Source organism: Nostoc sp., assembly GCF_036918245.1.
GTDB lineage: Bacteria > Cyanobacteriota > Cyanobacteriia > Cyanobacteriales > Nostocaceae > Nostoc.
The window spans coordinates 23,433-32,048 of sequence record NZ_JBALEF010000113.1 but is presented as its reverse complement, the minus strand read 5'-3'; the positions used below and the strand labels follow the sequence as shown (position 1 = coordinate 32,048).

At 36.0% G+C, this 8,616-nt stretch carries 8 protein-coding genes and 3 pseudogenes; 3 read left to right on the top strand and 8 right to left on the bottom strand.

What is annotated here, in order from left to right; translation table 11 throughout:
• The first annotated feature begins 414 nt into the window (after positions 1 to 414).
• On the top strand, positions 415 to 759 hold the full coding sequence (locus tag V7L12_RS32640; protein ID WP_086689711.1) for a hypothetical protein: 345 nt from the start codon (positions 415 to 417) through the stop codon (positions 757 to 759).
• Between the two features lie 250 nt (positions 760 to 1,009).
• On the opposite strand, the gene V7L12_RS32635 is transcribed toward V7L12_RS32640, so the two are convergent.
• Positions 1,010 to 1,186 carry a hypothetical protein gene (locus V7L12_RS32635; protein ID WP_335090770.1) on the bottom strand — a complete coding sequence of 59 codons (177 nt, stop codon included), beginning with the start codon at positions 1,184 to 1,186 and terminating at the stop codon, positions 1,010 to 1,012.
• A gap of 91 nt (positions 1,187 to 1,277) precedes the next feature.
• Positions 1,278 to 1,610, bottom strand: coding sequence for a helix-turn-helix domain-containing protein (locus tag V7L12_RS32630; protein WP_094345915.1), 333 nt, complete (start codon positions 1,608 to 1,610; stop codon positions 1,278 to 1,280).
• A gap of 562 nt (positions 1,611 to 2,172) precedes the next feature.
• Here V7L12_RS32630 and V7L12_RS32625 point away from each other — a divergent pair.
• Positions 2,173 to 2,688, top strand: a pseudogene (locus V7L12_RS32625) (ISAzo13-like element transposase-related protein); the annotation flags it as partial.
• Positions 2,689 to 3,235: 547 nt separating this feature from the next.
• Here V7L12_RS32625 and V7L12_RS32620 read toward each other — a convergent pair.
• Together V7L12_RS32620 and V7L12_RS32615 are read right to left on the bottom strand one after the other, a co-directional pair.
• A pseudogene (locus V7L12_RS32620) lies at positions 3,236 to 3,479 on the bottom strand (transposase family protein); the annotation flags it as partial.
• Entirely contained in the window at positions 3,448 to 3,681 is a 234-nt protein-coding gene (locus tag V7L12_RS32615) for a hypothetical protein (protein ID WP_335090768.1), read from the bottom strand. The pseudogene V7L12_RS32620 and the gene V7L12_RS32615, both read right to left, overlap by 32 nt.
• 227 nt (positions 3,682 to 3,908) lie before the next feature.
• Between V7L12_RS32615 and V7L12_RS32610 the strand changes: the two are divergent.
• Positions 3,909 to 4,154 (top strand): annotated as a pseudogene (locus tag V7L12_RS32610) (transposase); the annotation flags it as partial.
• On the opposite strand, the gene V7L12_RS32605 reads toward V7L12_RS32610, so the two are convergent.
• The 4 genes from V7L12_RS32605 to V7L12_RS32590 all read right to left on the bottom strand — a co-directional run bounded on the left by V7L12_RS32605 (position 4,152) and on the right by V7L12_RS32590 (position 8,599).
• Positions 4,152 to 5,465, bottom strand: a complete 1,314-nt coding sequence (locus V7L12_RS32605) for a DUF4910 domain-containing protein (protein ID WP_335090766.1) — start codon at positions 5,463 to 5,465, stop codon at positions 4,152 to 4,154. The pseudogene V7L12_RS32610 and the gene V7L12_RS32605 sit on opposite strands and share 3 nt — an antisense overlap.
• Positions 5,466 to 5,637: 172 nt before the next feature.
• A complete protein-coding gene (locus V7L12_RS32600) occupies positions 5,638 to 6,273 on the bottom strand; it encodes a PIG-L deacetylase family protein (protein ID WP_335090764.1) in 636 nt (211 codons plus the stop codon).
• A gap of 131 nt (positions 6,274 to 6,404) precedes the next feature.
• Positions 6,405 to 7,265, bottom strand: a complete 861-nt coding sequence (locus V7L12_RS32595; RefSeq protein ID WP_335090763.1) for a glucose-1-phosphate cytidylyltransferase — start codon at positions 7,263 to 7,265, stop codon at positions 6,405 to 6,407.
• A 53-nt stretch (positions 7,266 to 7,318) separates the two neighbouring features.
• A complete protein-coding gene (locus V7L12_RS32590) occupies positions 7,319 to 8,599 on the bottom strand; it encodes a class I SAM-dependent methyltransferase (protein WP_335090761.1) in 1,281 nt (426 codons plus the stop codon).
• Positions 8,600 to 8,616: the final 17 nt, after the last annotated feature.

Sequence of the window (8,616 nt, the reverse complement as noted above, 5' to 3'; positions counted from 1 at the left end):
TGAGGTTGCTGGAATACGCCATTAGTATTGGATTTTACATGCTGAGGAGTACCTTAATTCAAAACCTGATAAGATGTCAAATGGGTTCTATATCCTTGGACTCCATAAACCTGTCAGTTCACAGATAAGGGCACTCTACTGCCGAGGCAAGGTCGGATCAAGTTATCCGGAAACTTCTCAACGTCTCCCCTCTATCAGGTTTCTGCGATGCGATCTGCTTTGCAGCAACGCTTCGTGATCGCTTTCAGCCCCGAATCATCCCTACTCAATCTTCCAATTAGGCGTATAACCAGAAATAACTTGGCTATACATTTGCAAGACCGATGCAGAAATACGTCCTGAGAGTTTTGCGATCGCCCATAGCGTTAGGTAAAATCATTTTCAATTGTTGAGAATTCGCCTAGGAAAAAGTTTATGGCAGATATGTCCGGTCAAGACCCCTCGGAAATCACAATGGCAACGGTTGATGAAGAACGAAAAGGCGCAACTTTCAGCGGTACGGTCATCCTTGGTATAGATCCTGAGGGTGGGGAAGTCGTTTTCTTTAGAGACTTTTTAATTGAAGATTATAAAGGCGAACTTACCGCTTATCTGGCAACAGATGGCGATATAACGAAAAGCATTGATTTAGGCGAACTCGATCATAAAAGCCCCAGTTTTAGGCTGCCAATTCCGCTGGGAACGGATACATTACCCTACAATACAGTCGTGTTGAGCGACAAAAAAAGCAAGAAAAAAATCCTGACGATCAATCTATAAAATTTGTAACTTAGCTCGTAGTTCAGCCAAATTCGATTGCCCTCCTGTATAGATCTCAAATGGGTTCTATAAAAGTGTTCAAGGGTAAAGCGTATTAACTGATGTCAGAGCACCAGACAGCACAAAGCTGTAGAGAAGATATTGGGATATTACCGTGTCCTCTGTACAGCCATGTGATAAGAATTGATTGAAAAGGCGATTGCATACTACTGAGTACGCAATCGCCTTAATTCTGGAAAGATTGAAGTTTTTACAACCAGTTTTCAGACTTGGTTTGGTCATCGGAATCATCTCCGGTGGCTTGAGCAATACAAGTTTTTGGCTTCCGGCTGCTAGTCCCGGTGGCGGCTGGTTTTAGGTTTCGTATCGTTAACTCGATTTGTAAGGGTTGAATTTTGAGCGCTTCTTTGTTTTTCAAAAGAGGCATCGCGCTCGTCTCCTCTCTTATGATTACCATATTACTACGCTCACCAGTGGTTATCAAGCATTTTCACTGGTGAGCGTAGTAGATAATTCTCTTAGCTGTTGTAATCTATGTTCCAAATAAGTGAAGTGATATCCCCATCTAAAGCAGCACAAAGTTTCTCTAGAATTTCTGTACTAACAGTCATCTGAGTTGGTTTTTTTGGTTTGTTAATAAAGACGTGAGGAGTCTCTAGCTGCTGAATATAAGCCACAGAAACTCCCACAGCATCAGATAGCTTTTGTCTACTATATCCAGCTTTCTCTCTAAGCTCCCTGAGTTTTTGGGCATTTTCTTCATTCCACCTAAACGCAGCAATGGGTGTTACATCTACTGTGATATTCATTTTTACTTTAATTTTATTTTCACTGCGCTCGCCAGTTGACATGATAATATTATTAATATACTGGTGTCAACCATAAGGCTACACCAAGGAAAAGTTAAAGCGATCGCCCGCCGGGAAGCAATGCGATCGTTTAGCTCAATTCATTGATTCACAACAAAGTGAACTAATTACAATGCTGACACACTTTTGACGTGATTCAAAAATCAACCAAATGCCCCAGTCTGGGCAGATAGGCAAATACGCGATACCCAAGGGTTATGTTAATGCCACCCAGATGGCTAAAGCTAACTGTAAACTTTTGTCAGACTAAATAATACGATAACTTCATTTTTCCCTTAACAAAGTTTTAGTTATTTCAGCTTACAATTTGTCCGACTTCTCCTGACAAAGGCTGTCCAAAATCTTCTTAAAATCACATCTACCGTTCACATCCAATGCCATCACCATCTCGGTCAAACCCATGAGGATCGGGTGGCAGCACTTTAAACCTTCGTTGGCTAATATCTCGGCAATTTAAGTCTGGTGAATTCTTTGGAATGCAAAAATCTGGGTAAGCAGGGTCGCAGTTATTCTGTTGCTGCGGTTGGATCGGTTGTGAAGTTGTCTTTTTTTATACTTTACATCTAAAGTAACGAGTGATTTTATTGTTGATATCTTGGAGGATTTTTGGAAAAGCGAAAGTTGGCGATTTTCAGATATAAAAACACTTATTATAAATCAAGATAATGGTGGAGAGAATAATTCTCGGCGTACTCAATTCATGAAACGTATAGTGGAGTTTGCTCAATCTAATCAACTGAATATACGTTTAGCCTACTATCCCCCATATCACAGCAAATATAATCCGATTGAGCGAACATGGGGGATATTAGAGAAATATTGGAATGGTAGTATTTTAGATGAAGTAGAGACAGCTTTAAAGTTTGCTGAAAATATGACATGGAAAGGGAAACATCCTGTGGTTAAGTTAGTAACTCAAACTTATTCTACTGGGGTTAAGCTAACCAAAAGTGCTATGTCTGCTATCGAAAAGCAAGTAAACCGTCTCACTCAATCTACGCATGAAAAGTTTCCCAATTTAGGAAAGTGGTTTGTTGATATCTATTGTGTCAGCACCTAATTTTAATCATTATTATTACTAAAATGTTTTGACTCTTTAATCATTAATATTAATTCTTACCATGCACCTGAAATCTGTTACAGAGTGCAGAGCTTTTTATGAATACTTAAGGGGGTAAGCGGTGGTCGCCGACGGCGACCACCGCTTACCCCCTCATAATGATTATCATTCTTGCTTAAATATATGCTTTCAATTTTTTTGAGTAATTTATTCCTTGGAAGTCCCTAACGGTATAGCTTGTTGCCAAATGTTAGTTTTATTACTATCAAGCAGTTATCATTGTACAAGTATTTACGTATAACTTTCCAGATTATGGATTTCTCTAAACTCAAGCGACCTAGGGGTATTAGTACCATTGGGACAGAAAACCGGGTTAAGCATTATTACATTAATAATACAAATTTATTTCAACGCTGAAACCTGCTTTACTCGTTAAGCAACTACTTGGTAACTTGAAACATCAGTTACTACAACCCTCAATAAAATCCTTACAGGATAAGACTTTTAAGCTTAACCCGGTTTTCTGTTCCGATGATACTTGTACCCCAAATACTCGCGCAAAAGTATCATGAGACGGAATACCATTTGGCAACTCTAAAAATGTTTTTAACCATTCATATTTTGCACTAAGCTCAAGTCTCTATTCCTACCCAACCATCCGCACCACAAATCACAGCACATACGGCAATGGTCATGATATCGATTAATTTATGTCGTTTGGTGCGATCTATTCGTGGATCTTGTATCACCGCAAAATGGTCAGCAATCGTAATTTTGGGTTTGAGCTTCATAGAGAGGATCTGGGAGAACGTAATTCTTCTTTCTGATAAATGTGAGAATACCACGTTCAATGAAGGGCAGCCGTCCTGACTTTTCACGGCATCTGTAAAAGTCACTTTGATCGGGAGGGCGATGGCGTAACCGCCATGAGCCGATGGCGATCGCATAAATTGAGTTTTTCTTTGCGCTGATCTTCTCGTGATTCCTAGTCATTAATCTAAAACTATTGAGAATCAGACTGTGAGAAAACCTACGCTATTTAGTGGAGAACTGACCGTGAAAATTCAGGCAGCCGTCGGCTGCCTCTAACTCCCCCCTCGTAATGATTCTCATTTTCATATACAGGGAGATTTAATTTCCTCAAAGCCTTATTTAGTTTGAGTCTTGGTATATTTCACCCTGATTCAGGCTCGTCAATATTTAGATGCGTTTGCCCTGGGGAATCAGACCAGAAACAAGTATGCTTTTTTGTTAAAAAAGGTAATGCAGATATTTTTTACCAGCAATTACAACAATTGAATGAATTAATTAAACGAAGAGTGGGTAAGTAAAGGAAACCGCCCTGAAGATTTCTCCAAGTATGGTCCTAAGATTATTTTAATTTGAGATAATGCTAGTTTTCATAAACGTAAAGATGTATAGCTGAAATATCTCAAGAATTCCCAAATTTCGTTTTAGAATTATTAATATTCTTTCAACAATTTGAACTGTAACAATGTATCTGCTGTTTTCTTAATCACATCAAACTCTATACCTGATTCTTCCGAAATCTCTAATAGCGTATGATTACCATCAGATAAGTTTAAAATCCACAACATAGCCATTTCACTCTTTTTTGTATCAGTTTGCCCACCTATAGCACTGTATAATCCTCGTTTACCTAACTGCGGTTCGCATTTAGGGTTTTGATTTAAGTATTTTTTATTATTTTCTATAATATCTAAAACCGACAAAATTTTTGATAAAGAATCAGCAAGATATTGAGGTTGTACAAGTTCCAAATTGTCGGCAGATGTATGATATTGGGGATAAGTACCATGAGGCGATCTCATAAAACACCCTACAGGAAGATTAAAGCCTGGTGAACAAAACTGCCGTTCATCATAGCCATAGGGAGAGAACTCCATAATTTCATAATCTTGACCAGAACTCTTCAACACATGAGTAACAGCTTTATCAATTTCGGCATTACCTCGACGGCTTTTTTTGTAATGAGACTTGCCCGGATCACCCACACAGGTTACAACTAAACCATGTTTAATTTTGTCAACATTAGCTTCATTTAAAGCTAACCAAGTAATAGAACCGATGGTTCCAGGAATAAAGAGAAAGCGATAGGAGTAAGAAGGTGAAATTTCGCTGAGATGTTTGGCTAAGAAGGTTGCCAATGCTATACCTGAGAGATTGTCATTACAAAGCGATGGGTGGCAGGTATGACACGAAATTATAATTTCATCCGTTTTTTTTCCTCTAATGTAATACTCTCCGTAAGTTAAACAACCATTCTCTAACGAAGAATCAATGCAAACTTCATATTCTTCATCTTTTAGTTCCAATAATTGATTATGACTAAGACAAAAACCCCAGTTTTCTTCGTAGTAAGAAGTTCTATAAGGAATCCAATCAGGCTGATCGTGCAGTTTAAAAAGATGTGCTTTTAAATCCTTTAATAGCATCTTCTCATGAATATTAATGCTGTAATTAACTACATGGAGATTAGATTGATGGAAATTTATAATCTTTTTACCCTGTGAGTTTTTGATAAAGGCATCTCTAATATTCCATTCTTTGGGAATAGTCCAATCAAATACTTGAGTGCCAGTGGGAATATCATGAATATTTAAGGGTATATGTTGTTTAATAATGTTTAGTGTTTTTCTTAAGCCATCCCCAGTAATACTACGACAAATAGGATACATATCTGACATTAACTGATACATTTTACAGCTAATATCATTTACATTAGTACTATTGTTTATATCAATATTTTTCTGCATTTTATTTATTAAATTACTTTATAAAATGGGTTATGTTACAAAAACTTCTTCAGGATAAGATTATGTTTAATAAATTAAGAAATAGTTATATTATCTTGAAGATTTGAATACTAATATGTATGCAAGTTTTTGTATTTATTATTCTAATTCTAAACCAAAAAAGAGATTCAAGCTAGAAAACGATTTTGCGGCAATAAAAAGCTTCTGCATATTTATTGGGTGAGTTAGATTCAACTCCTCGCAACCTTAGAATTGATATAAAGGTTTCTTCTGTAAACCATTGTTTATTATTTTGCGACGGAAAGCTATCAATAATGTATTGAACTTTATTTTGGCAAATTTCCTCATTTAAATTAACAAAAAAATTAGGATTTCCTAAATCACCATCATATTTAGGTATTTCATACTCTAAAATTAAGTGATTTCTAAATGTATTCCAAGTAAATTCGGAAATTAAGCGATGATCTTGATGCAAATCCTGGCGATAATGAGTAAAAATTAAATCAGGACTATATTCTCGTTTTAATTCCTCGAAAAAGCCTTTAATTTCAATTGCTATGAAAGGGAAAAATCCATCTTTAAAATTTTTTATTACTAGATTTTTTATATGTTTATTTTTTAAAAATCTATTAGCGCTGTTATAAGCTTCCTCTTCTCTTTGTAAGTTTGAACTAAATACAACCCAATAAAACATAATATTTGGGTAAGTTTCTACTAATTTTAATATCGTACCTCCGCAACCAATTTCTATATCATCACAATGCGCTCCTAAACACAAAACTTTATAGTCAAAGTTTTTTTTCTCCATCAAAAGTAAATTTAAGTATCTTACTGATTTTTTAACTTTATAGAATATTTTTTTGTAACCACTTGTTGAAAAGGCTAATGACAGTAGATATTTACTTAGTATATCTACTGTTCTATTAAATAAATTTGTAGTTATCCTTGAGCAAAAATTACTGGTACAGAATCATTTCTGAACTGATTAAGGCGGCTATATTCTAAAGATTTTTCCTCCTTTTTAAGAAGTTTCCATACTGCCCAAGGAGCGTTACCTTGACAATACATATCATCTAATTGCTGTTGCTCTTTGAAAGTATCCATGCACGCCCAAAAGCCGTTATATTTATAAGCTACTAGTTGTTTTGTTTTAATTAGTCTTTGAAATGGTTCAACTACTAATTCTTCTCCGGCTTCAATATATTTAAAGATGTCTTTATTAAATATAAAGAAGCCGCCATTTATCCTAATACCAGCTTGCTGAACACTTTGGATATCATTTACTAACCCATTTTCTTGTATTGAAACTAAATGGAAACTTTGCGATGGTTTTACACACAGAAAACTGGCTATTTTGTTATGTCTATAAAAGTCATTAATTAAGTCAGGTAGGTGTAAATCTGTTAAGCCGTCGCTATAATTGACTAAAAAGGACTCTTCTCCTTCTAAGTATTTTTCAACTGCCTTGAACCTTTGACCTATGTTTGAAGTCAAGCCTGTATCAACAAAAGTAATATTCCAATCTTCAATATCACTATTTACGAGTTTAATTTTTCTGCCTCCCTCCTGTAAAGTGAAATCATTGGAAACACACTCATCATAATGGAGAAAATAATTTTTGATGACATCTGCTTTATAACCAAGGCACAAAATAAAATCTTTGTGTCCATAGTGAGCATAGTATTTCATCACATGCCACAATATTGGTCTGTAGCCTATATGAACCATTGGCTTAGGAATATTGGTGGACAATTCTCTTAATCTTGTTCCTAAACCACCGCAAAATAAAACTACTTTCATCGTAATTTCCTTTGGTATTAATAAATCAGATTAAATTCCAGTTGCCTTCTTGCTCAAGCATAGACATTAATCTCCGGAATCGGGACTACAAATTTTCCACCCCAATCACGTACAGACGACATCTGGGACATTACTTCATTTTTCAGATTCCAAGGTAAAATCAACAGATAATCTGGCTTAGTTTCTTGAATCTTGTCTGGATGAAAGATTGGTATATGAGTACCTGGTAAAAATTTACCTTGTTTGAAGGGATTTCGGTCTACAGTGTAATCAAGAAAATCTTCTCTAATTCCACAATAATTCAAAAGAGTGTTACCTTTGCCAGGAGCGCCGTAACCAACGATTGATTTTCCTTGCCGTTTAGCTGCAATTAAAAATTCCAAAAGTTGAAACTTGGTTTCTTTTACTTTTTCAGTAAAAGAAAAATAACTTTCTATGTTGCTAAACCCTGCTGCTTCTTCTCTTGGTCTTAAGTCTTTTACCTGCTGACTGATAGATTTAGAATTATCGTCTACATGGCAAGCATAAATTCTCAGAGAACCACCATGTGTGGAAAGTTCTTCTACATCAAAGATAGTTAAATTGTGAGCAGCAAACATCTTCTCTACTGTGAGTAAGGATAAGTAAGAAAAGTGTTCATGATAGATAGTATCAAATTGGTTTCCCTCGATTAGTCGCATTAAATGAGGAAATTCCATAGTAATGACACCTTCAGGCTTAAGTAAAATTTTACAGCCTGCGACAAAATCGTTGATATCAGGTACATGAGCAAGCACATTGTTACCTATTAATAAATCTGCTTGCTTGCCATTAGCAGCTAATTCATCTGCTGTGTTTTGTCCAAAGAACTTGACAGTTGTAGGAATGCCTTTTGTAATAGCTACCTCAGCAACATTAGCTGCTGGTTCTATACCCAGGACAGGTATTTTTTTTGATACAAAATATTGCAATAAGTAACCATCATTACTAGCTATTTCTACTACTTGGCTTGAGGAGTTAAGTCCAAAGCGAGCTATTACTTTTTCGGTATAATTTTTGGCATGTTGTAGCCAAGAATCAGAGTAAGACGAAAAGTAGGCATAGTGGCTGAAAATATCTTGCGGACTTACATATTCTTGAAGTTGAACTAAAAAACAGCGATCGCACACGTAGACATGCAGTGGATAAAAGGGTTCCATTTGGTTTAGCTGTTCTGCTGTCACGTAACTTTCACACAGTGGTGACATTCCCAAATCCACAAAGGTGTGCTCTAACGTTGTCCCACAGAATCGACAGTTACAAAGATTTACGCTTGTACCATTTTGTACAGAAGGTTGCAAAGTTATCGTAGTCATTTATTTGTTAGCTCCCA

Excerpts from the sequence above, each read along its gene's own strand:
- V7L12_RS32635 (WP_335090770.1), bottom strand. The coding sequence starts at position 1,186 with ATGCCTCTTTTGAAAAACAAAGAAGCGCTCAAAATTCAACCCTTACAA.
- V7L12_RS32640 (WP_086689711.1), top strand. The coding sequence starts at position 415 with ATGGCAGATATGTCCGGTCAAGACCCCTCGGAAATCACAATGGCAACG.
- V7L12_RS32595 (WP_335090763.1), bottom strand. The coding sequence starts at position 7,265 with ATGAAAGTAGTTTTATTTTGCGGTGGTTTAGGAACAAGATTAAGAGAA.
- V7L12_RS32600 (WP_335090764.1), bottom strand. The coding sequence starts at position 6,273 with ATGGAGAAAAAAAACTTTGACTATAAAGTTTTGTGTTTAGGAGCGCAT.
- V7L12_RS32630 (WP_094345915.1), bottom strand. The coding sequence starts at position 1,610 with ATGTCAACTGGCGAGCGCAGTGAAAATAAAATTAAAGTAAAAATGAAT.
- V7L12_RS32615 (WP_335090768.1), bottom strand. The coding sequence starts at position 3,681 with ATGACTAGGAATCACGAGAAGATCAGCGCAAAGAAAAACTCAATTTAT.
- V7L12_RS32590 (WP_335090761.1), bottom strand. The coding sequence starts at position 8,599 with ATGACTACGATAACTTTGCAACCTTCTGTACAAAATGGTACAAGCGTA.
- V7L12_RS32605 (WP_335090766.1), bottom strand. The coding sequence starts at position 5,465 with ATGCAGAAAAATATTGATATAAACAATAGTACTAATGTAAATGATATT.